The organism is Streptomyces sp. NPDC031265 (assembly GCF_055570295.1).
This window is the reverse complement of record NZ_JBVIHM010000004.1, coordinates 1-21,103: the sequence shown is the minus strand read 5'-3', so window position 1 is coordinate 21,103 and position 21,103 is coordinate 1. Positions and strand designations below refer to the sequence as shown.

Here is a 21,103-nt window from a genome sequence, read left to right as displayed (position 1 = left end):
CAGGGACCGACCACCACACAAGGGTTGACCTGATCTTGTTACCCGCTTGCTCCGCCCCTGCCCCCGCTGCCTCCCCACCATGTATACGCCGCTGGGATCGGATCGGTTCCACTCGGCGCGACCCGATGCGACGGCGCCCCGCCCCGCGCCTGCGCGCACCACCCCCCGCGCCTACGCGTGAACCGCCGCCGCGCCTACGCGCGCACCGCCCCCGAGTTCCTACGCGTACTGCCCGCGCAGCCTTCCGAACACCTCCGCCGGCGCCCCCACCGCGTCGAGCCCGAGCAGCCCCGCCCCCAGCACCGGCGAGGCCGCCACCACCAGCGGGACCGCCTTGGGCGCCCGGGCCGCCAGCAACGTACGTACCCCGCCGTCCAGTTGAGGATGGCGGGCGGCGAGGACGCTGCCGCCGAGCAGGACCGGTGTCTGTTCGTCCAGCAGGTCCAGGCGCTCCAGGGCGACCACGGTCAGCGCCACGATCTCCTCGGCCTGGCGGTCCACGAGCGCCCGGGCCACCGGGTCCCCGTCCGCCGCGACCGCGAAGAGCACCGGCGCCAGCTCGTGACGGCGGGCGGGCGCCACGCGCTCCAGGTGGAGCGCCTCGATCAGCGCGTACATGGACGGCAGTCCGAAGTGCTCGGGCAGCGCCCGCTCCAGCGCCGTCGGCCCGCCCCGCCCGTCCTCGGCCCGCGCGGCGAACCACAGGGCCTCCTCGGCGAGTCCGCCGCCCCCGCCCCAGTCCCCGGAGATCTTGCCGAGCGCCGGGAAGCGGGCGGTGCGGCCGTCCGGGGTCATGCCGACGCAGTTGATCCCCGCCCCGCACACCACCGCGACCCCGCGCGGCTCGGCGCCGACGGGCAGCCCGGCCCGCAGGATCGCGAAGGTGTCGTTGTACACCTTGACCGTGCCGCCCCAGCCGCGGGCCGCCAGCGCCTCGGCCAACTGGCGCTCCTCGACCGGAAGATCGGCGTTGGCCAGACACGCGGAGACGTGGTCGACCGCCACCGGCCCGGTGTTGTCGGCCGCCGTCCACGCCCGTACGACCGCCTCCGCCAGCGCGTCCACCGCCGTCCCGATGCCCACGGCGGGAGGCCGGAAGCCGCCGCCCCGTGCGGTGCCGAGGACCGTGCCGTCCGGGCCGATCAGGGCGACGTCGGTCTTGCTGTTGCCCGCGTCGATCGCCAGCACGCTCATGCCCACGCGAGGTGCTCCCGGTTGTGCGCGATCAGCCGGTCGGTGAGGCCCTCGGCGTACTCGTACTGGCCGACCAGCGGATGCGCGAGCAGCGCCCGGAACACCCGGTCGCGGCCGCCGCGCAGCGCGGCCTCCAGGGCCAGGTCCTCGTACGCGGTGACGTGCGCGATCAGCCCCGCGTACAGCGGGTCGAGGTCGGGCACGGCCAGCGGCACCGGGCCGCCCGCGTCCACCCGCGCCTGCACCTCGATCACCGCGTCGTCGGCGAGGAACGGCAGGGTGCCGTTGTTGTACGTGTTGACGACCTGCACGGGGCTTCCGCCGTTGCCGAGCAGGGAGGCGGCCAGGTCCACGGCCGCCTCCGAGTAGAAGGCGCCGCCGCGCTTTCCGAGCAGCTCCGGCTTCTCGTCGAGCGCCGGGTCCCCGTACATTGTCAGCAACTGCCGTTCCATTTCCGCGACTTCGGCCGCCCGTGACGGCTTGGTGCCCAGCTCCCGTACGACCTCGTCGTGCGCGTAGTAGTAGCGCAGATAGTACGAAGGGACGACGCCCAGCCGGTCGAGGACCTGCCGGGGCAGCCGCAGGTCGTCCGCCACCGCGTCCCCGTGCTCGGCGAGCAGCTTCGGCAGCACGTTCTCCCCGGCGGGGCCGCCCAGGCGCACCCCGAGCTCCCAGGTGAGGTGGTTGAGGCCCACGTGGTCCAGGTGCACCTCGCCGGGCGCGACGCCGAGCAGCTTCGCGAACTTGCGCTGGAAGCCGATGGCGACGTTGCAGAGCCCGACCGCCTTGTGGCCGGCCTGCAGCAGCGCGCGCGTGACGATGCCCACCGGGTTGGTGAAGTCGATGATCCAGGCGTCCGGGTTGGTGCGCCGCACCCGGTCCGCGATGTCCAGGACCACCGGGACGGTCCGCAGCGCCTTCGCCAGGCCGCCCGCGCCGGTCGTCTCCTGGCCCACGCAGCCGCACTCCAGCGGCCATGTCTCGTCGCGCTCGCGGGCCGCCTGGCCGCCGACGCGCAGCTGGAGCAGCACCGCGTCGGCGCCCTCGACGCCCGCGTCCAGGTCGGAGGTGGTGGTGATCCTGCCCGGGTGGCCCTGCTTGGCGAAGATGCGCCGGGCGAGGCCGCCGACCAGCTCCAGACGGTCGGCCGCGGGGTCGACCAGGGCCAGTTCCCCGATGGGCAGGGCGTCCCGCAACCGGGCGAATCCGTCGATGAGTTCGGGGGTGTAGGTCGATCCTCCGCCGACCACGGTGAGCTTCACAGAAGGTCTCCTCGCTTCAAGGCACCGGGGGCGCTGGTCTTTTCCTGCCGGGGGTCCGGGGGGTGTCCCCCGGGAAGGCACAGCATTTCTAACCCTTCACTCCGGTGAGCGTGACACCCTCGACGAACGCCTTCTGCGCGAAGAAGAACACGAGGATCACGGGGGCCATGACCAGTACGGTCGCGGCCATGGTCAGGTTCCAGTCGGTGTGGTGCGCGCCCTTGAACGACTCCAGGCCGTACGACAGCGTCCAGGCGCCCGGGTTCTCCGAGGCGTAGATCTGCGGCCCGAAGTAGTCGTTCCAGGCGTAGAAGAACTGGAAGAGCGCGACCGCGGCGATCCCCGGCTTGGCCATCGGCAGCACGACCCGCAGCAGGGTCCGCAGCTCCCCGCAGCCGTCGACCTTCGCCGCGTCCAGGTACTCGTTGGGGATGGTCATCAGGAACTGCCGCAGCAGGAAGATGGAGAACGCGTCGCCGAACGCCATCGGGATGATCAGCGGCCAGAGCGTGCCGGACAGGTCCAGCTGCTTCGCCCAGAACAGGTACATCGGGATGATGATCACCTGGGGCGGCAGCATCATCATCGAGATGACCAGCATCATCGACAGATTGCGGCCGCGGAAGCGGAACTTGGCGAGCGCGTAGGCCACCGGGACGGAGGACACCACCGTCAGGACGGTGCCGAGCCCGGCGTAGAGCAGCGTGTTCTTCCACCAGGTGAGAAAGCCGGGGGTGTCGAACACCTTCTGGTAGTTGGACCACTGCCAGTGGTCGGGGACCAGGTCGCGGGTGAGCGTCTGCTGGTTGTCCATCAGCGAGGTGAGCACGATGAACACGAACGGCAGCACGAAGAAGAGCGCGGCCGCGACGCCGAGGGCGTGCACGCCGATCCAGTGCAGGAGCGCCTTGCGGCGGGCGACACGGGCCGCCGGGGTCGTCACCGGGGCATCCAGTGCGTACGTCATGTCGGCCATCTGCCTAGTCACCTGCTTGGATCAGTCCGCCACGGCGCCGCATCAGGAGTGCGGTGAAAGCCATGGAGAGGGCGAAGAGGACCAGGGCGACCACACACGCGGAGCCGTAGTCGAAGCGCTGGAAGCCGAGGTTGTACACCAGCTGCGGCAGGGTCAGCGTCGACTTGTCCGGGTAGCCCGGCTCGAACTGCTGCCCGGAGCTGCCGATGACCCCCGAGGCGACCTTTCCGGCCACCAGCGGCTGGGTGTAGTACTGCATGGTCTGGATGATCCCGGTGACCACCGCGAACATCACGATGGGCGAGATGTTCGGCAGCGTCACGAACCGGAACCGCTGCCAGGACGAGGCCCCGTCCAGCTCGGCCGCCTCGTACTGCTCCTTGGGCACGTCGAGCAGCGCGGCCATGAAGATCACCATCAGGTCCCCGACGCCCCACACCGCGAGCATGGTCAGCGCGGGCTTGGACCAGGCGGGGTCGGTGAACCAGTCCGGCGCCGGTATCCCGAGGTCGGACAGGACCGAGTTGACCGGCCCCGTACCGGGGTTGAGCAGGAAGACGAAGGCGAGCGTGGCGGCGACGGGCGGCGCGAGGTAGGGCAGGTAGAACAGCGTCCGGAAGACCCCGGTGCCCGTCCTTATCTTGGTGATGAGCAGCCCGATGCCGAGCCCGAAGGCGACCCGGCAGGCCACCATGACCACCACCAGCCACAGCGTGTTGCGCAGCGCGGGCCAGAACAGCGGGTAGTCGTTGAAGACGTACGACCAGTTCTTGAGCCCGTTGAAGGTGGGGTCGGCGAACCCGTCGTAGTGGGTGAAGGAGAAGTAGACCGTGGAGATCAGCGGGTAGGCGAAGAAGACGCCGAAGCCGATCAGCCACGGGGACATGAAGGCGGCCGTCCGCAGCGCCGCCCGGCGGCGCTTGGCGCGCAGTGTGTACGTGGTCATGGGTGCTCCGCGATGCTCGTCGGCCCGGGCCCGGCCTACTTGGCCTGGTCGATCGCGGTGTCGATCTCCTTGGCGGTCTTCTCCAGACCGGCCTGGATGTCGCCCTGCTTGCCCTTCTCGACGTCGTAGCCGAGGTTCTGGATCGACACCAGGTACTGGCCGCCGTTGACGGAGGCCGGGCTGGTCGTCGAGTTCGGGTTCTGCGCGATGTCCAGGAACGTCTTGAAGCGCGGGTCGTACTTCAGGTTCGGGGACTTGAGCGCCTCCAGTGTGGAGGGCACGTTGTGGATGGCGTTGGCGAAGTTCACGACCGCCTCGGTGTTGGTCGTCATGTACTTCACCAGCTCCCAGGCGGCGTTCTGCTTGCTGGAGGTGGCGGCGATGCCCGCGATGGTCCCGGTGATGTAGCCCTTCCCGTAGGTCGCGGCCTGGTCGTCCGGTACGGGCAGCGGCGCGACCCCGATCTCGAACTTCGGCTTGGTGTCCTCGGCCATTGCGAGGCGCCACTCGCCGTCCAGCTGCATGGCGACCTGGCCCAGGTGGAAGGGGTGCTTGGCGCCGAACTCGTCACCGAAGCCCGACCGGAACCGCTCCAGCTTCTGGAACCCGCCGAGGTCCTCCACCAGCTGCTTCTGGAAGGCGAACGCCTTGGCGAAGGCCGGGTCCTTGGCGATGTTCGACCTGCCGCTGGAGTCGAAGTACGTGGGCGACCACTGCGCGATGCAGTGCTCGGTCGTCGACTCGTAGCCGTGGTAGTCGGGCATGAACCCGAGCTGCTCGTACGAGCCGCCCTTCGCCTTGGTCAGCGTCTTGGCGTCCGCGGCGAACTCGCCCCACGTCCTGGGCGGACCGGCGATCCCGGCGGCCTTGAAGGCGTCCTTGTTGTAGTAGAGCGCGTAGGCGTCGCCGAGCAGCGGGAGCGTGCAGCGCTTGCCCTCGAACTGCGTGTACTCGTTCATCGCCTTCGGGAAGGTCTTCGCGGGGTCGATCCCGTCCTTCTTCAGGAAGGGGGCGAGGTCGACGAAGGCCTTGGACGAGCAGAACTTGCCGACGTTGTTGGTGGTGAAGGAGGAGACCACGTCCGGCGCGCTCGAACCGCCCGCGCGCAGCGCCTGGTTGATCTTGTCGTCGTTGATGTTGCCGACGACCTTCACATGGATGTTGGGGTGCGCCTTCTGGAAGCCGTCCACATTGGCCTGGATCGCCTTGACCTCCTCCGGGGCGCTCCACCCGTGCCAGAAGGTGATCGTCGTCTCCTTGGAGGCGTCGTCCTCGGCGGAGGAGCTGCTCTGGCCCGTACAGGCGGAGGCGAACAGGGCGATGGAGGCGGTCACGGCGAGCGCGGCGGCCGACTTCCGGCGGTTTGGGCTGTTTCCGGACATGGCGGTGTCTCCCGGGGCGGGGGCGGAGGAACGGGGGTGTGTGGTTCTCACGTGCGAAGGGGGTCAGCGGGAGGTGTCGAAGACCTCGTCGCGGGTGGCGGCGAGGGCGCTCTCCAACGCGCCGCGCAGTACGGGGTGGTGGCGGACCTCGCCGATGACGAGCCGGGGCCGGGAGGCGGCGAGCTCGCCCAGCTCGTGCTGCACGAGCGCGCGCAGCGGCTCACCGCCGGCGGAGATCAGCGCGCCGGACAGTACGACGAGCCCGGGGTCGAGCACGGCGACCATGGAGGCGAGGCCGGTGGCGAGGCCGGTGGCGAAGCTTTCGAGGAGGCGGCGGGAGGGGGCGTCGGGGGCGGAGGCGTCGGGGGCGGACGTCTCCATGGCCTGGGCCGCCCGCGCGACCAGGGCGGTGGCGACCTCGATGGGCGTGCCGCCGGGGATGTCCGCGACGCCGAACTCCCTGGCCAGCCGGGGCACTACCTGCCCGCCCGCCAGCTCCTGGAAGCCGCCGGAGTTCGCCTTGGTGACGTGCCGTACGAGCGGGGCGCCCGGCACCGGCAGGAAGCCGACCTCGCCGGCGCCGCCGGTGAACCCGCGGTGCAGCCGCCCGCCGATGACGAGCGCGGCACCGAGCCCGCCCTCGTTCCACAGCAGCACGAAGTCGTCGTGGCCGCGCGCGGCGCCGAGCCGCTGCTCCGCGATGGCCGCGAGGTTGACGTCGTTCTCGTACTCGACCGGCATCGGCAGGGCGGCCGCGAGCTCGTCGAGGAGGGTGGGGGAGTGCCAGCCGGGCAGATGGGAGGCGTACCGCAGCCGCCCGGTGCCGGGGTCGAAGGCGCCGGGCGTGCCGATGACGACGCGGTGCAGATCGCCCCGGACGAGGTCGGCGGCCTTCACGGCCCCGTCGAGCGCGTCGGTGACCTGCCGCACCACGGACTCGCCGACCCTGCGCCCCGGCGTGCGCACCTCGAACTCCCCGGCCACGTCCCCGGCGACGTCCGCGACGGCGGCCCGGATCCGCTCGGGCGTCACATCGAGCCCGGCGACGTACGCGGCACGCGCGTTGACCGCGTACAGCTGCGCGTTGGGCCCGGGCCGCCCCTCGGTGGTCCCGGTCGCGACGACCAGCCCCGCCGCTTCGAGCCGCGCGAGCAGCTGCGACGCGGTCGGCTTGGAGAGCCCGGTGAGCTTCCCGATCCGGGTACGGGACAGGGGTCCGTGCTCCAGGAGCAGATCGAGGGCGGCGCGGTCGTTCATGGCGCGGAGTACGCGCGGCGTTCCCGGGGTAGTACCGGCCACGACGGCTGCACCTGCCCTTCACCTCTGAGGCGGCTTTCCCACGTCACTGTTAGGAAAGTTTCCTATTCGTTGGGGGAGAAAGTAGGCCGCACGTCATGGGGGCGTCAATGGTCTGCGCCCGGGCGGCTACCAAAGCGTTACCTGGGTGGGGTCGGCGCGATCGCGGCGGCGCCGCATCCCACTTCGACCCATCTCCTGTGCATATGTGGCGAGTTGACCGGGGCCTGTGGGGCTCGTGTTCCTGGAGAGCCGCTTTCTGGCGGGATATGACGCTCCGGAACCATATGTTCGCACATAGTGTCGACGCCTTCACGAGATCACCTCGTATGTGAAGGCTGGGGGGCCGTCGAGGATGTGGGGCAAGAATTTTCGTGTGGGGGAGTGGATCGCCTGGCTCGCCGTCGCGGGCTTCGTCGTGGCGGCTCTGGTGGCGTGGAGAACCTGAATGCCGACGGCGCTGCGTCCTGGACGCGAAGGGCGCCCCCGCCGACCACCGGCAGGGGCGCCCTTCGCGCGCGTACGCGGGTACTACTTCGACAAGCTCTGCCCCGGCGGTATCGGCGCCGTCGCCAGCGACTGCGGGGACGTCGGGTTGTTCAGGGCCGAGGGGGCCGCGACCGTGGCCGTCGGGTCCGTGGGGGCGTCGGGGTCCGGGAGGGGGGCGCCGCCCACGATGCGGATGCCCGCCGCGTCCAGCGAGCGCTTGATGCGCCAGCGCAGTTCGCGCTCCACGCCCAGCGCCTTGCCCGGCATCGTCTTCGCCGAGACGCGGATCACCATCGAGTCGAGCAGCACCTCGTTGAGGCCGAGGACCTCGACCGGGCCCCACAGCCGCTCGTTCCACGGCTCGTCCTTGGTCATGGACTCCGCGGCCTGGGTGATGGCCGCGCGGACGCGGTCCAGGTCCTCCGTCGGGCGGACCTGGACGTCGACGGCCGCCGTGGCCCAGCCCTGGCTGAGGTTGCCGATGCGCTTGATCTCTCCGTTGCGCACGTACCAGATCTCACCGTTGTCGCCGCGCAGCTTCGTCACGCGCAGGCCGACCTCGACCACCTCGCCGGAGGCCACGCCCGCGTCGATCGAGTCGCCGACCCCGTACTGGTCCTCCAGAATCATGAAGACGCCGGAGAGGAAGTCCGTGACGAGGTTGCGCGCGCCGAAACCGATCGCCACACCCGCGACACCCGCCGAGGCGAGCAGCGGCGCCAGGTCGATGTTGAGGACGCCCAGGACCATCAGGGCCGCGGTGCCCATGATCAGGAAGGACGCCACCGAGCGCAGGACCGAGCCGATGGCCTCCGAGCGCTGGCGGCGGCGCTCCGCGTTGACCAGGAGGCCGCCGAGCGCCGTGCCCTCCACCGCCTGGGCACTGCGGTTCATCCGGTCTATGAGCTTGGTCAGCGCCCGGCGGACCAGTACCCGCAGCACCGACGCGATGATCACGATCAGGAGGATGCGCAGGCCGAGGGCGAGCCACGTCGACCAGTTCTCCTCGACCCAGCCCGCGGCCTCCGTGGCCGACTTCTGGGCGTCGTCGAGGGTGACCGGCGTGGTCGTCGGAGCGGTGGGATCGGACGGGGATCCGGCGGCCAGTACAGCGGGCCAGTGCACGGGGGGAACCTCCAGGCATTGCGCTGCCGACGGTGCGACGGCAGGCCAACCACACTAACGGGGCAACCGGAGTGCTCGGTTGCCGTGTTCGAGGGAGGGACACGGCGGACCTGGGGATGTAGTGGAGTGTGGTCGAAAACACTTCAAGGCCGTTACCCGGACGTGGTGGCGCTTCGACCAGGCATGAGGAGAGACTGAAGGCAGATCGTCCCGGCGCGAGCCACGCGCCGCCGGCGTACAAGGAGGCATCCACCGTGCCGCACGTCCTGGTCCTCAACGCGTCGTACGAGCCCCTCGGCGTCGTACCGCTCCGCCGCGCGCTCGTCCTCGTGCTCGAAAACAAGGCAGTCTGCCTAGAGGAATCCGGCGCCTTCATGCATAGCGCGACCCGGGCCCTGCCCGCTCCCAGCGTGGTCCGGCTCAAAAGATTCGTACGGGTCCCCTACCGGGGGCCCGTTCCGCTGACCCGCCGTGCGCTCTTCGCACGAGACGGCGGGCGCTGTATGTACTGCGGTGGCGTCGCAACCAGCGTCGACCACGTGATTCCGCGCAGCCGCGGCGGTCAGCACGTCTGGGACAACGTGGTGGCGGCCTGCCGCCGCTGCAACCACGTCAAGGCCGACCGGCACCTGCTGGAGCTCGGCTGGCGCCTGCGCCACCAGCCCGCTCCGCCCAGCGGTCTGGCCTGGCGCATCATCGGCACGGGGCACCGGGACCCACGCTGGCTCCCGTACCTCCAACCGTTCGGCGCGGACGACGCCCTGGCCCGGATCGACGGCATCTCCGCCTGAGACCGGGCCTTCGTCGTCCCTGAGCGGGGACCGGTCCGCCGGTCCCCAGCTCGTCCGTGCCCTGCTACGGCGCCACGCCGTACGCCTCCACCGACCACAGCGAGTACCCGTACGGGGTCGCCCGTGTCACGCCCTGCACCCGGATGAAGCGGGCGTCGGGCGCGTCCATGCGGACCGCCTCCCGGCCGCCCTTGCCGTCGCGCACGGTCGCCGCCGTGCGCCAGGTGCGGCCGTCCGGGGAGACCTGCACGGTGTAGGCGCTCGCGTACGCGTCCTGCCAGGTCAGCACCACCAGGCCGACCCGGGTCCGGGCCGGCAGCTCGGCCTGCCACCAGGCGTTGTCCTGCGCCGGGGAGGACCAGCGGGTCGACGGGTCGCCGTCGGACGCCGCGCGCGCCGGGAACGCCGGGGTCTCGTCGCCCGAGGAGGAGGCCGCGGCCCCCGCGATCAGATCGGGACCGGCCGTGCGCGGATACGCCCGTACGGTCAGGACGCGCTCCTGCCCGGAGAAGACGACCGGCACCCGGTACTCGCCCGCCGGGGTGCCCGGCGCCACCGACACCTCCACCGGGACGCTCGCCGCCGCGCCGCGCGGCACCGTGAGCGCGCCGGGGGCCTTGACGGTGATGCCCCGGGGTGCCTTCGCGCTGAGCGTGCCCCTCACATCCGCGGGCCGGGTGGACGTCAGCACGGCCGCCACCCGCTGCGGCTTCCCGCCGATCTCCGCGTCCGCCTCGTCACGGGCCAGATCGAGGCGGGCCCGCGGCTCGTCGGCGAACCACGGGACCAGATGCCGTACGGACCGTACGGAGGAGGCCGGGCCGGTCACGCGGACGGCGTCGGCGCGCACGCCCCGCGCGGCGCTCTGGGTCCAGCCGCTGGGCGAGAGCGGCCCGAGGCTGCGCCAGCCCACGCCGGGCAGATGCACCTGCACCAGCGCCCCGCCCTCGGCCCAGGCGACCCGCCCGGGGCCGGGCCCGGGCCCCCACGCGGCGTCCTCGACGGGCTGGGCGCCCGCCGTGGCCCAGGCCGGCGGGCCAGAGCCCGGGCCGACCGAGGGGCTCGGCCCGGCGCCGGAGTCGTCCATGACGGTGACCGCCTCCACCGGGCGGACCCGGTCCAGGCGCACGGTGTACGCGTCCGGCGAGACGCTGACGTCCCCGGTGGGCCGGTCCGCGCCCGTCCAGGTGGCCGACGCCCCGGCCGCGCGGGTCAGGAACACGTCCAGGACGCCCTTGCCGACGGTGACCGAGCCGGTGGCGGCGGCCCGGCGCAGCGGCTCCAGGGCGAGCGTGGCCCGCCAGGCGGCCGCGCCGTCGCCGTGCGCCTGCGCCTGGAGCATGTCGACGGCGGTCTCCCCGGCCCGGCCGTACCGGGCGAGCCGGTCGGCCCAGGGGCGCACCTCGTCGGCGAGCGCGCCGCTGTCCGCGAGCCGCGCGGGGGTCTGGCGCATCACCGTGAACGCCGCCCGCAGCCGCGCCGCGGCCCCGTCCCGCGCCGCCGCGTCCGCCGAGCCGCGCGAGGTCCAGAACGCGTCGAGCAGCGGGCGCAGATAGGCCGACTCGGCGCTGCTGAGGACCGACGACGAGTCGTTGCCCGCCAGCGCCGTGAGCGCCTCGCCCAGCGGCGCGTCCCCGTCCGCGAGGTCCGCGATGGCCGCCCGCCAGGAGGCCTCCGGCTCGTAACCCTGCGGGTTCCAGGCGTAGTCGGCCGCCGTGAACAGCGGGATGCGGGAGGCCGACGCCTGCGCCATGGCGTTGGTGAGCAGGGCGGCCGAGCCGGTGGCGACGGCGGGCTCGCGGCCCGTGTAGGGGCCGAGGAAGATCCGTCCCGGCGCCCAGTCGTTCACCGGGTAGTTGTCCATCGTCACCAGCGGATGCCCGAACGCGGCCCGCGCGCCCGCGAGTTCGCGCCCGGTGATGGTGCGCGGCACCACCCCGACGCCCGTCCAGGCGACCTGTACGCGCGCGTCGAGCCCGTCCGCCAGGGCGGAGCGGTAGGTGGTGGCGCCGTCCTGGTAGTACTCGGTCGGCATCAGCGACAGCGGCTGCGCGCCGGGGTACCGCTCGGCCAGGTGCGCGGCGACGGCGTTCGCCACGCGCGCGTGGGCGCGGGCCGCGGCGGCGGGTCCCCGCCCGAAGGTGTGCGCGTCCTGCCCGCAGTGCCACTCGCTGTAGCTGACGTCCTGGAACTGGAGCTGGAAGGCGCGCACACCCAGCGCCCACATCGAGTCGAGCTTGCGGAGCAGCGCCTTGAGGTCCTTGTCGGAGGACAGGCACATCTCCTGGCCGGGCGCGACCGCCCAGGCGAGCGTGACGTGGTTGGCGGCGGCGCGGGCGGCGATCGCCCGGAAGCCGGCGCGCTGGTCGGCCGGGTAGGGGTCGCGCCAGCGGGCCTGGCGGTACGGGTCGTCGCCCGGCGCGTACAGATAGCGGTTCTGCTTGGTGCGGCCCATGAAGTCGAGCTGGCCCAGGCGCTGTTCGCGCGTCCAGGGCTGCCCGTAGAAACCTTCGGTCGTGCCGCGCACCGCGGTGGCGGGCCAGTCGCGCACCCGCACCCCGGGCAGTGTGGCGTCGCCCCGCCGGTCCTGCCCGAGGAGCTGGCGCAGGGTCTGTACGGCGTGGAAGAGCCCGTCCTCGCCGACCCCGTCGAGCGCGACCGTGTCCCGCCCGCCGGCCCGGCCGACGCCGATCCGGTACCCGCCCGACGGCAGGTCCCCGCGCTCGGCGACCCGCAGGGCGCGCAGCGCGTCCTGCGCGCCGCTCCCGCCGACGCGGAACACCGGCCCGGCGCCCCGGAGTCCGTAGTGCAGGGTGGTGACACCGGCTCGGTCCAGTACGTCCGCGAGCGCGGCCACCGCGTACGGGTCGGCGCCGGGGTCGGAGATCAGGACGGCCTCGGAGCCGAAGCGCAGCCCGGGCCCCGCGTGCTTGACGGACTGCGGCCGGGGCCAGACCGCCGGGGTGTCGTCCCGTATCGCGTCCTTCGACAGGCCCGTGGCGGAGGGCTGTTCGGGGGCGGGGGGATCCACGGGTGCCGCGAGGGCGCCGGGCGCCGCGCCGAGCAGCCCGCCGATGACGGCGACCGCGACGGCCGTCGCTCGCTTCCCGCGCCCGAACTGCACGCCGATCTCCTCGCCTGAGCGGACTTGTGGAAGTCCGGTGCGGTACCGCGCCCCTTCAGGGGCGCGGGGAACTGCGCGACCAGCCACGGACAGCCCGCGGACAACGAACCCCGTTTCCAGCGGAGCGCCTTGGCGCCACTCTTGCGACCGCCCGCACCGCAACCGGCCCCGAGCCCACCACCCCCGTGGCGAGGGTGTCAATGCGCGTGACTGTTGTGCCGGAATTGCCCGTTCCGGTGACCTGGGTCACACAGGCGCGGTGACGGTCGTGACACCTCCCGCGTTGTACGTCTGGGAGTCCGCCCACGGGGTAGGGCTGCCGTGTCCCCTGTTGCCGACCCTCGTGGAGCCCTCCATGGCCGTCTCCGCCCTTGAACAGCCCCTGACCAGCGAACCTCCGCTGGCCGACGCCGCCCCGCTGACCAGCGAGCCCCCGCTGACCGAGGCGGCGCCCCTGACCAGCGAACCGACCCCGGTGGCCGCGCCAGCCGGAGCCTGACGCCATGACCCTCGCCCGGCTCGCCGCGCTGCACGGCGTCGCCACGTCCTACGCCCCGTCGGCCGACCGCACGGTCCCGGTCCCGGACGCCACGGTCGTCGCCGTCCTCGCGGCGCTGGGCGTCGACGCGGCCACCCCGGAGGCGGTGAGCGCGTCCCTCGCCACCGCCGAACTGGCCGCGGCGGCCCGCCTGTTGCCCCCGACCGTGGTCCACTGGCACGCCCAGGACCCGCCGTCCGCGCCCCCGTCGCTCGCCGCCCTGCCGCCCGGCACCCACGTCCGCGTCGAGGCGGAGGGCGGCGGGGAGGCCGACTGGACGGCGCCGGGCACCAAGGGAACCGGGCCGGAAGCCCCCTGGCCCGACCTCCCCCTCGGCGTCCACCGGGCGACCGCCCGCACCCCCGACGGCCGCACGGCCCGCACCACCCTCGTCGTCGCCCCCGAGCGCACCCCGCAACCCCCCGCCCGCACCCACGGGTTCCTCGTGCAGCTCTACTCGCTGCTCTCCGCCCGCTCCTGGGGCATGGGCGACCTCGGGGACCTCGCCGAGGTCGCGGGCTGGGCCGGGCGGGCCGTGGGGGCGGGGTTCCTCCAGGTCAACCCGTTGCACGCGGCCGTCCCCGGCGCCCCCACCGACCCGTCCCCGTACCGCCCCTCCTCACGCCGCTTCCCCGACCCCGTGCACCTGCGGATCGAGGACATCCCGGAGTACGCCTACGTACGCGAGCGGAAGCGGCTCGACGAGCTGCTGAAGGCGGCGGACGCGCTGCGCCGGTCGGTGCTCGACGACGGCGAGCTGATCGACCGGGACGCGGTGTGGGCGCTGAAGCGCGAAGCCCTGGAAGCCGTCCACGCGGTGCCGCAGGCGCCCGGGCGGCGGGCCGCGTACTGCGACTACCTGGCGCACCAGGGCCAGGCCCTGGAGGACCACGCCACCTGGTGCGCGCTCGCCGAGCGGTACGGGCCCGACTGGACCCGCTGGCCGGGCGGTCTGCGCGACCCCCGCTCGGCCTCCACCGCCCGCGCCCGGCGCGAGCTCATCGACCGGGTCGACTTCCACACCCGGCTCGCCTGGCTCACCGACACCCAGCTCGCCGCCGCCCAGCGGGCCGCCCGGGACGCCGGGATGGCGGTCGGCCTCGTCCACGACCTCGCCGTCGGGGTACACCCGGGCGGCGCCGACGCCTGGGCGCAGCAGCGCACCTTCGCCCAGGGCATGTCGGTGGGCGCGCCCCCCGACGCCTTCAACGCACGCGGCCAGGACTGGGGGCTGCCGCCCTGGCGCCCCGACGCCCTCGCCGCCTCCGGCTACGCTCCGTACCGCGGGCTCCTGCGCAATCTGCTGCGGCATGCCGGAGCCCTGCGCATCGACCATGTGATGGGCCTGTTCCGGCTGTGGTGGGTACCGCAGGGACAGGAGCCGACGGCGGGCACCTATGTGCGCTACGACGCCGAGGCGATGCTCGCCGTGCTCGTCCTGGAGGCCCACCGGGCGGGCGCCGTGGTCATAGGGGAGGACCTGGGCACGGTCGAGCCCGGCGTACGGGAGGCCCTGAGCCGGCGCGGGGTGCTCGGCACCTCGGTGCTCTGGTTCGAGCGCGACTGGGAGGGCACCGGCCGCCCGCTGTCCCCGGCCGCCTGGCGCGAGGCGTGCGTGGCCACCGCCACCACCCACGACCTGCCGTCCACGGCCGCCCGGCTCACCGGCGAGCACGTCGGGCTGCGCCACCGCCTCGGCCTGCTCACCCGCCCGCTGGCCGAGGAGCAGGCCGAGGACGCGGCCGAGGTGGGGGAGTGGCTGTCCTATCTCGCCCGGCTCGGGCTGCTGCCCGAGGGCGCCCGGGGCGAGGAGGGCGCGGTGCGGGCGGTCTACCGGTTCCTGCTGCGCACCCCGGCCCGGATGATCGGCGTGTGGCTGCCGGACGCGGTGGGCGACCGCCGTCCGCAGAACCTGCCGGGCACCTGGGACCAGTACCCCAACTGGCGCCTGCCGGTGGCCGGGCCGGACGGCCGCCCGCTCGCCCTGGAGGACGTGGTCTCCTCACCCCGGCTGCACGGCCTGATGAGGTTGTTCGCGGCCGGCCCGGGCATCGCAGCGGCGGGCGTGCGGACTCGTACGGCACCCCCGGGCGCGCGCCCCACTTAGGCGTTCGCTACGTTTGCACCGTGGACAAGAAGAACACCCTGCGCGCCGGCGCCGTGGCAGCCGGTACGACGCTGATGATGCTGCTCATGTCGGCCCCCGCCCTCGCGGTCACCCGCGACGACGGCGACGACCCGGGCTCCGGCCTGAGCGTGTTCGACACGATCGGCCTGTACGTGATCGCGCCCCTCGCGCTCTTCGCGGTCATCGCCGGTCTGGTCCTGGTCCTCGACAAGTCGAAGAAGGCCTGACCGACCACGTTTCACGCGCTGTGAGGCGCTTTGCGGTACGAGGCGCACTCGTACCGCAGAGCGCCTTTTCTTCGTTCTCTCCCGGCTCTTCCGGTCGCCTCAGTGCGCCGAGAGCAGCTTGCGCAGCAGCGCGTTCAGCTGCTCCGCCTCCGCCGAGTCGAGCACCCCGTCCAGCACCTCGTGCTGCATCTCCAGGCCCGCCGTCACCGACTCGTCGACGATCTCCCGGCCCTTGTCGGAGAGGGTGACGCGCAGCCCGCGCCGGTCGTTCGGATCCGGGCTGCGGCTCAGCAGCCCGGCGTTCTCCAGCTTGTCCAGCCGTCCGGTCATCCCGCCGGTGGTGAGCATCAGGGTCGCCGAGAGCTGGCGCGGCGAGAGCGTGTACGGCTCGCCGGAGCGCCGCAGCGTCGCCAGTACGTCGAACTCGCCGCGCGAGATCCCGAACCGCTTGTACTCCTTCTCGATCCGGTCGCCCATGGCCCGGGAGATGCGGTAGATGCGCCCGTAGACGGCCATCGGAACGGTGTCGAGGTCGGGTCTGACCTCCGCCCACTGTGCGGTGATGGCGTCGACGGGGTCACTGGGGGTCGCAGTCATGGACACCAGTATCCGAGCGGATTGGATCGGATGCAAGAAAGTTGCTTGACGGAAAGTAGCTTACGAGTAAGCTACTTCCTATGAAGCGAACCCAGAGCCGCATAGCCACCGTCGCCCTCACCGCCCTCGCCCCGGTCTCCTGGGGTTCCACCTACGCCGTGACGACTGAATTCCTCCCGGCGGACCGGCCGTTGTTCACGGGCATGATGCGGGCGCTGCCCGCCGGGCTCGCGCTCCTCCTCGTCACCCGACGATTGCCACGGGGGGAGTGGTGGTGGAAGGCGGTGGTCCTGGGGGCGCTCAACATCGGGGCCTTCTTCCCGCTCCTCTTCCTCGCCGCCTACCGGCTGCCCGGTGGCATGGCCGCCGTGATCGGCTCCCTCGGGCCGCTGTGGGTGGCCGGGCTCGCCGCGCTCTTCCTCGGTGAACGCCCGTCCCTGCGGACCCTGCTCACCGGGATCGCGGCGGCCCTCGGGGTGAGCCTGGTGGTCCTGAAGGCGACGGGGGCGCTGGACACCGTCGGGGTCGTTGCCGGGGTCGCCTCGTCCGCGTCGATGGCCGCCGGGACCGTGTTCACCAAGCGGTGGGGACGGCCCGAGGGGGTCGGGCCGCTGGTGCTCACCGGGTGGCAGCTGACCGCGGGCGGGCTGCTGATCGCGCCGGTCGCCCTCCTGATCGAGGGCGCGCCGCCCGCGCTCGACGGGCGCAACCTCGCGGGCTACCTCTACCTCGCCCTGGTCAACACCGCCGTCGCGTACTGGCTCTGGTTCCGCGGCATCGGCCGCCTCACCGCCACCTCGGTCACCTTCCTCGGCCCGCTGTCACCGCTCACCGCCGCCGTCATCGGCTGGGCCGCGCTCGGCCAGGCGCTCACCCCGCTCCAGCTCACCGGGATGGCGATCGCCTTCGGGGCGACGCTCGCGGGCCAGTACGTGCCGAGGGCCCGAACGGCGCCGAGGAAGGTCGAACCGTTCAGTTCTCCTGAACGGATCAGTCGAGAAGTTTCGACGGACCTGATGGTTCCGGCGGTGCGTCGGTAGTCCGGCACCCACCGCCGACCACCGAAGGAGCAGCGACCGCCGTGGCAGTCCTGGAGCGTGACCGAACCACTGCGAACCCTCACGAGGGCGAGGCGGGCCAACGGGCCCGGGCTCGCCCTCGCGGGCGTCGCGACCGTCGTCCGGTCCGACAGCTTCGTCGCTCCCGGGGGCCGCGCCCCCGGGAGCCCGTCGGGGCCTGCGGCCCTGCACCCCGCCTCGGGGCTCCGCCCCGGACCCCGCTCCTCGAACTCCCCCAAGGACTTCGTCCAGGGGGACCCCAGGGGCTCAATTTCCCGCCGCCGCGGCTGAACTCGGCCGCGCCCCGTTCTGCCCAGGGGCGCGGGGGACCGCGCGACCAGCCCCCACCGAACCCGCAGACGAACCAGGGACCCACCCCGACCCCACCCCCACCCCCACCCCCGGAGGGTTGAGGGAACGGGCGGGGTGGGGGGGCGAAACCGCTACGACGACGCCGCGTCCGCCTCCTGGGCGCGGAGCGCCCGCTCCACTCCCGCCCGGGACTCCGAGATCAGGCGGCGCAGGGACGCGTTCGGCGCGGCGGAGGCCAGCCACGCGTCCGTGGCGTCCAGGGTCGCCCGGGAGACCTGGAGCGACGGGTACAGACCCGTCGCGATCTGCTGCGCGATCTCGTGGGAACGCGACTCCCACACGCCCTTCACCGCCGCGAAGAACTTCTCTGTGTAGGGGGCGAGGAGTTCCCGCTGGTCCGTCTGGACGAAGCCGCCGATCACCGCTTCCTGCACCGCGTTCGGCAGAGCGTCACCCTCGACCACGGACGCCCACGCCTCGGCCTTCGCCGAGGCCGTCGGACGCGCGGCGCGCGCGGTGGCGGCGTGGCGCTCGCCCGCGGCCGTACGGTCCCGCTCCAGCTCCGCCGCGATGGCCTTCTCGTCGGCCCGGCCGGTCGCCGCGAGCCGCTCAAGGAACGCCCAGCGCAGCTCGGTGTCGACGGCCAGGCCGTCCACCGCCTCGGTGCCGTCCATCAGCCCCTGCAACAGGTCGAGCTGCTCGGCCGTACGGGCCGTGGCCGCGAACGCCCGCGCCCACGCCAGCTGGTGGTCGCTGCCGGGCGCCGCCGCGCGCAGCTGCTCCAGGGACGCCTCGGTCCAGCGGGCCAGACCCGTCTCGCGCCACTCGGGCGCCGCGTACAGCTCGATGGCCAGCTTCACCTGGCGGTGCAGGGACTGCACGACGCCGATGTCGGACTCCTTGGCGATGCCCGAGAGCACCAGCGCCAGGTAGTCGCGGGTCGCCAGCTCGCCGTCGCGGGTCATGTCCCACGCGGAGGCCCAGCACAGCGCGCGCGGCAGCGACTCGGCGAAGTCGCCGAGGTGCGCGGTGACGACCTTCAGGGACTCCTCGTCGAGGCGCACCTTCGCGTACGAGAGGTCGTCGTCGTTGAGGAGGACGACGGCCGGACGGCGGGTGCCCGCCGGGAGCTCGACGGCCGTGCGCGCCCCGTCCACGTCCAGCTCGATGCGGTCGGTGCGGACCAGCTTGCCCGTCTCGTTCAGCTCGTAGAAGCCGATCGCGATCCGGTGCGGACGCAGGGTGCCACGCGGCGGAGCCGCATCATCGGACACAGTGCCCTGGGCGCCGGCGGGCAGCGCCGGGGCCTCCTGGAGGACGGTGAAGGAGGTGATGGCGCCCTCGCCGTCGACCTCGATCTCCGGGCGCAGGATGTTGATGCCGGCCGTCTCCAGCCACGCCTTCGACCAGGTCTTCAGGTCGCGTCCGGAGGTCTTCTCCAGCGCGCCCAGCAGGTCGGAAAGGCGCGTGTTGCCGAACGCGTGCGCCTTGAAGTAGGCCTGTACGCCCTGGAAGAACTCGTCCATGCCGACGTAGGCCACGAGCTGCTTGAGGACGGAGGCGCCCTTGGCGTACGTGATGCCGTCGAAGTTGACGAGCACGTCGTCGAGGTCGCGGATGTCCGCCATGATCGGGTGCGTGGACGGCAGCTGGTCCTGCCGGTACGCCCAGGTCTTCATGGAGTTGGCGAACGTGGTCCAGGCGTGCGGCCACTTGGAGCCCGGCGCGTACGCCTGGCAGGCGATCGAGGTGTAGGTGGCGAACGACTCGTTCAGCCACAGGTCGTTCCACCACTCCATGGTGACGAGGTCGCCGAACCACATGTGGGCGAGCTCGTGCAGGATGGTCTCGGCGCGCACCTCGTACGCGGCGTCGGTCACCTTGGACCGGAACACGTACTGGTCGCGGATCGTCACCGCGCCGGCGTTCTCCATCGCGCCCGCGTTGAACTCCGGCACGAAGAGCTGGTCGTACTTGGCGAACGGGTAGTCGTAGTCGAACTTCTCCTGGAACCAGTCGAAGCCCTGCCGGGTCACGTCGAAGATCTCGTCCGCGTCGAGGAACTCGGCGAGCGAGGGACGGCAGTAGATGCCCAGCGGCACCGACTGGCCGTCCTTCTCGTACACGCTGTGCACCGAGTGGTACGGGCCGACGATCAGCGCCGTGATGTAGCTGGAGATCCGGGGCGTCGGCTCGAAGACCCACACGTCGTCGGCGGGCTCGGGCGTCGGCGAGTTCGAGATCACGGTCCAGCCGGAGGGGGCCTTCACGGTGAACTGGAAGGTCGCCTTCAGGTCCGGCTGCTCGAAGGAGGCGAAGACGCGGCGCGCGTCCGGCACCTCGAACTGGGTGTACAGGTACGCCTGGTCGTCGACCGGGTCGACGAACCGGTGGAGGCCCTCACCCGTGTTGGTGTACGCGCAGTCCGCGACCACCTTCAGCTCGTTCGGGCCCGCCTCCAGACCGGCCAGCGCGATCCGCGAGTCCGCGAACACGGCGGCCGGGTCGAGCGCGGTCCCGTTGAGGACGACCTCGTGCACGGCCGGCGCGACGAGGTCGATGAACGTCTGCGCACCGGCCTCGGCGGAGTCGAAGCGCACGGTGGTCACGGACCTGTAGGTCCCGCCCTCCTGCGCGCCGCTCAGATCGAGCTCGATCGCGTACGAGTCGACGCTCAGCAGCTCCGCGCGCCGCTGGGCCTCTTCACGGGTCAGATTCGTGCCAGGCACCCGGCCATCTCCTTCAGAAAAACTCAGCTAGATCCATCAGATCGTGACGGTTCCGGCCATCCTTGCACGAGACGTACCGGGGGCGTACAGGGCTTTTGCCCGGGGGCTCCAAGTCCGAATTCCGCCGGTGGGGGGCGGGGCGGGTCGGCACGCTGGACCCATGAAGACGACGACCTACACCGCACACGCGATCCCGCCCGCCGCACTTGAGGAGCTCCGCGCCACGGACGACGCCGGGCACCCCTGCGTCCCCTTCACCGACGAGGAGGGCGGCGCCCCGCTGCGTTGCTGCCTGCGTCCCAGTGAGCCGGGCGAGCGCATCGCACTCGTCTCGTACGCGCCACTGCGCCGCTGGGCGGCCGAGACGTGGGCGAAGCCGGGGGCGTACGACGAGCAGGGGCCGGTGTTCATCTGCGCGCGGTGCGACGGGCCGGGGCGCGGGGTGGAGGGCTATCCGTTCGCCCGCGCGGGCGCGCTGCGGACGGTCCGCCGGTACGACGCGGAGGGGCGGATCGTGGGTGGCCGTATGTTGTCGGTCCCGGAGGACGCGACGTCGGGCTACGAGGAGGCCTTCGCGGAGGCGTTCGCGGATCCGGAGGTGGTGTTGGTGCATGTGCGGTCGCTGGAGTACGGGTGCTTCCTCTACGAGGTGCGGGGCGCCTGACGCCTGCGGCGGGCGTATCCCCCACCCCGCCCCTTCCCGAGAGCCCTCAGCCGGGCGGCCGGGTTCGTCGTCTGCGGACCGGTGGGGGCTGGTCGCGCAGTTCCCCGCGCCCCTTGGCCACCTCCAGCCCCTCGGCGTGCAAGGAGCGGGCCCCTTCGTGTCTGCGGACCGGTGGGGGCTGGTCGCGCAGTTCCCCGCGCCCCTTGGGCACCTCCAGCCCCTCCGGCGTGCAAGGAGCGGGCCCCTTCAGGGGCATGGGGAACTG

The 21,103-nt window shown here is 72.6% G+C and carries 17 protein-coding genes; 6 read left to right on the top strand and 11 right to left on the bottom strand.

The window, feature by feature from the left end; all coding sequences use genetic code 11:
• Nucleotides 1-219 precede the first annotated feature (219 nt).
• The 7 genes from ACZ499_RS08650 to ACZ499_RS08620 form a co-directional block, all read right to left on the bottom strand.
• Nucleotides 220-1,194 (bottom strand): N-acetylglucosamine kinase, encoded by a 975-nt coding sequence (locus tag ACZ499_RS08650; protein ID WP_468673348.1) that lies wholly within the window; start codon nucleotides 1,192-1,194, stop codon nucleotides 220-222.
• On the bottom strand, nucleotides 1,191-2,456 hold the full coding sequence (locus tag ACZ499_RS08645; protein ID WP_468673347.1) for a 6-phospho-beta-glucosidase: 1,266 nt from the start codon (nucleotides 2,454-2,456) through the stop codon (nucleotides 1,191-1,193). The genes ACZ499_RS08650 and ACZ499_RS08645 overlap by 4 nt, the downstream gene beginning before the upstream one ends.
• Nucleotides 2,457-2,544: 88 nt before the next feature.
• Nucleotides 2,545-3,423, bottom strand: coding sequence for a carbohydrate ABC transporter permease (locus tag ACZ499_RS08640; RefSeq protein ID WP_468673569.1), 879 nt, complete (start codon nucleotides 3,421-3,423; stop codon nucleotides 2,545-2,547).
• A 13-nt stretch (nucleotides 3,424-3,436) separates the two neighbouring features.
• Nucleotides 3,437-4,378 (bottom strand): carbohydrate ABC transporter permease, encoded by a 942-nt coding sequence (locus tag ACZ499_RS08635; protein ID WP_468673346.1) that lies wholly within the window; start codon nucleotides 4,376-4,378, stop codon nucleotides 3,437-3,439.
• Nucleotides 4,379-4,413: 35 nt separating this feature from the next.
• Nucleotides 4,414-5,760, bottom strand: coding sequence for an ABC transporter substrate-binding protein (locus ACZ499_RS08630; RefSeq protein WP_468673345.1), 1,347 nt, complete (start codon nucleotides 5,758-5,760; stop codon nucleotides 4,414-4,416).
• Between the two features lie 63 nt (nucleotides 5,761-5,823).
• Nucleotides 5,824-7,059 carry an ROK family transcriptional regulator gene (locus ACZ499_RS08625; protein WP_468673344.1) on the bottom strand — a complete coding sequence of 412 codons (1,236 nt, stop codon included), beginning with the start codon at nucleotides 7,057-7,059 and terminating at the stop codon, nucleotides 5,824-5,826.
• 528 nt (nucleotides 7,060-7,587) lie between these two features.
• Complete coding sequence (locus tag ACZ499_RS08620) at nucleotides 7,588-8,670, bottom strand: mechanosensitive ion channel family protein (protein ID WP_468673343.1); 1,083 nt, start codon at nucleotides 8,668-8,670, stop codon at nucleotides 7,588-7,590.
• 254 nt (nucleotides 8,671-8,924) lie between these two features.
• Between ACZ499_RS08620 and ACZ499_RS08615 the strand changes: the two genes are divergently transcribed.
• Nucleotides 8,925-9,461 (top strand): HNH endonuclease, encoded by a 537-nt coding sequence (locus ACZ499_RS08615; protein ID WP_468673342.1) that lies wholly within the window; start codon nucleotides 8,925-8,927, stop codon nucleotides 9,459-9,461.
• Nucleotides 9,462-9,525: 64 nt separating this feature from the next.
• Here ACZ499_RS08615 and ACZ499_RS08610 read toward each other — a convergent pair whose 3' ends face one another.
• The gene (locus tag ACZ499_RS08610) at nucleotides 9,526-12,585 is read right to left on the bottom strand and encodes a beta-N-acetylglucosaminidase domain-containing protein (RefSeq protein WP_468673341.1); all 3,060 of its coding nucleotides are present in this window, start codon (nucleotides 12,583-12,585) and stop codon (nucleotides 9,526-9,528) included.
• Between the two features lie 268 nt (nucleotides 12,586-12,853).
• On the opposite strand from ACZ499_RS08610, the gene ACZ499_RS08605 reads away from it, so the two are divergent.
• From ACZ499_RS08605 to ACZ499_RS08595, 3 genes are read left to right on the top strand one after another with little or no spacing between them, the layout of a single operon-like run.
• The gene (locus tag ACZ499_RS08605; protein WP_468673568.1) at nucleotides 12,854-13,084 is read left to right on the top strand and encodes a hypothetical protein; all 231 of its coding nucleotides are present in this window, start codon (nucleotides 12,854-12,856) and stop codon (nucleotides 13,082-13,084) included.
• A 4-nt stretch (nucleotides 13,085-13,088) separates the two neighbouring features.
• Nucleotides 13,089-15,230, top strand: coding sequence for a 4-alpha-glucanotransferase (gene malQ / locus ACZ499_RS08600; RefSeq protein WP_468673340.1), 2,142 nt, complete (start codon nucleotides 13,089-13,091; stop codon nucleotides 15,228-15,230).
• A 20-nt stretch (nucleotides 15,231-15,250) separates the two neighbouring features.
• Nucleotides 15,251-15,478 carry a hypothetical protein gene (locus ACZ499_RS08595; RefSeq protein ID WP_468673339.1) on the top strand — a complete coding sequence of 76 codons (228 nt, stop codon included), beginning with the start codon at nucleotides 15,251-15,253 and terminating at the stop codon, nucleotides 15,476-15,478.
• Nucleotides 15,479-15,577: 99 nt separating this feature from the next.
• Here the strand turns inward: ACZ499_RS08595 and ACZ499_RS08590 are convergent, their stop codons facing one another.
• Nucleotides 15,578-16,075, bottom strand: coding sequence for a MarR family winged helix-turn-helix transcriptional regulator (locus ACZ499_RS08590; RefSeq protein ID WP_468673338.1), 498 nt, complete (start codon nucleotides 16,073-16,075; stop codon nucleotides 15,578-15,580).
• 80 nt (nucleotides 16,076-16,155) lie between these two features.
• Here ACZ499_RS08590 and ACZ499_RS08585 point away from each other — a divergent pair, with 80 nt between their 5' ends.
• Entirely contained in the window at nucleotides 16,156-17,115 is a 960-nt protein-coding gene (locus ACZ499_RS08585; protein ID WP_468673337.1) for an EamA family transporter, read from the top strand.
• Nucleotides 17,116-17,576: 461 nt separating this feature from the next.
• Here ACZ499_RS08585 and pepN read toward each other — a convergent pair whose 3' ends face one another.
• Nucleotides 17,577-20,174 (bottom strand): aminopeptidase N, encoded by a 2,598-nt coding sequence (gene pepN, locus ACZ499_RS08580; RefSeq protein WP_468673336.1) that lies wholly within the window; start codon nucleotides 20,172-20,174, stop codon nucleotides 17,577-17,579.
• A gap of 160 nt (nucleotides 20,175-20,334) precedes the next feature.
• On the opposite strand from pepN, the gene ACZ499_RS08575 reads away from it, so the two are divergent.
• Nucleotides 20,335-20,838: a DUF1203 domain-containing protein gene (locus ACZ499_RS08575; RefSeq protein WP_468673335.1), complete on the top strand. Its 504-nt coding sequence runs from the start codon at nucleotides 20,335-20,337 to the stop codon at nucleotides 20,836-20,838.
• Between the two features lie 46 nt (nucleotides 20,839-20,884).
• Here the strand turns inward: ACZ499_RS08575 and ACZ499_RS08570 are convergent.
• The coding region (locus ACZ499_RS08570) for a hypothetical protein (protein ID WP_468673334.1) at nucleotides 20,885-21,103 on the bottom strand (219 nt) is incomplete at its 5' end.